Source organism: Pseudomonas sp. NBRC 111138, from assembly GCF_001320835.1.
Lineage (GTDB): Bacteria > Pseudomonadota > Gammaproteobacteria > Pseudomonadales > Pseudomonadaceae > Aquipseudomonas > Aquipseudomonas paracarnis.
Genome location: NZ_BCBO01000126.1, coordinates 1 through 1208, shown reverse-complemented (window position 1 = coordinate 1208; position 1208 = coordinate 1). Strand labels below are relative to the sequence as shown.

The 1208-nt window shown below is 58.3% G+C and carries 1 protein-coding gene and 1 pseudogene; one reads left to right on the top strand and one right to left on the bottom strand.

Features of this window, described 5'->3' with window-relative positions; all coding sequences use genetic code 11:
- A pseudogene (locus APH41_RS22090) lies at positions 1 to 479 on the bottom strand (kynureninase); the annotation flags it as partial.
- A 144-nt stretch (positions 480 to 623) separates the two neighbouring features.
- On the opposite strand from APH41_RS22090, the gene APH41_RS22085 reads away from it, so the two are divergent.
- On the top strand, positions 624 to 1097 hold the full coding sequence (locus APH41_RS22085) for an Lrp/AsnC family transcriptional regulator (RefSeq protein WP_003176072.1): 474 nt from the start codon (positions 624 to 626) through the stop codon (positions 1095 to 1097).
- Positions 1098 to 1208 lie beyond the last annotated feature (111 nt).

Below are 1208 nucleotides of genomic sequence, written 5' to 3'. Positions count from 1 at the left end.
TGGGGAAGTTCCGCCGGGCTGTTCACCAGGCGCAAGGAATAGCCTTGTTGCAGCAATTCGGCCAAGCCTTCGGCGATGTACAAGTCGGTGGGAAAGTTGCTCGCTTCGCTGACGATGACCTTGCGCGCAGGTGTACGTTGGCGCTGCACACTCAAGGCGGCGCTGAGCACTTTGAACAGGTTGATCGAGGTGGTATCGGTGATCACCACCTCGCCCTCACGCGCACCAATCAATGGCGCCAGGTGATTGCCCAGGCGCAGGGACAAATCCGCCCAGCCGGCGCTGTTCCAGCTACGAATCAAGCCATTGCCCCACTCCTCGGCGATCACCTGTTGTGCCCGCTCCAGCGCCGCCACCGGGCGAGCGCCGAGGGAGTTGCCATCGAGGTAGATCACGCCTTCGGGCAAGGCGAATTGGGCACGCAGGTGGGCCAACGGGTCCTGGGCGTCGAGGGCTTGGCAATGGCTTCGAGTGGTCATGGGTCGTCCTGGTTTTTATAAGTGAGGATGAACCAAATAATGAACGAACTTTTATAGAATTTTCGTGCAAAGTGGTGGGTGAACGGCTATTTAAGCTGTAGAAAATTCGAATTTAACCTCCAAACACGCGGATATCTTCCAAGCATGATTCTCGACGCTACCGACCTGCGCCTCCTGCATTTCCTGCAACAGGATGGCCGCATCAGCAACCAGGAATTGGCGGAAAAAGTCGCGCTGTCGCCGTCTGCATGCCTGCGCCGTTTGCGCCTGCTGGAGAGCGAGGGAATCATCAGCGGTTACCGCGCGGTATTGAACGCCGAACAGCTGGGAATCGAGCTGGAAGCCATCGTGCACCTGTCGCTGCGCCAGGATGTGGAGGACTGGCATGAGACGTTTATCAAGAAGGTGCAAGGCTGGCCGGAGGTGGCGAGCGCCTATGTAATCACCGGCGCCAGCAACTATGTGCTGCGGGTGCAGGCGCGCAACCTCAAGCACTTTTCGGACTTTATCGTGAACCATCTGAACCGCACGGCGGGGGTGATGGATATCCGCTCGGAGATAGTGCTGCAGAAAATCAAAGACCGGGATGAGGTGTTGGACCTGGTCGTGCGCAAATAACTAGATCACCAAAAAACCAATGTGGGAGCTGGCTTGCTGTGGCGAGGGAGCTTGCTCCCGCTGGGGTGCGCAGCGCCCCCAAAAAGCCGGCTCCAGCTTCGCTGTCGAGCG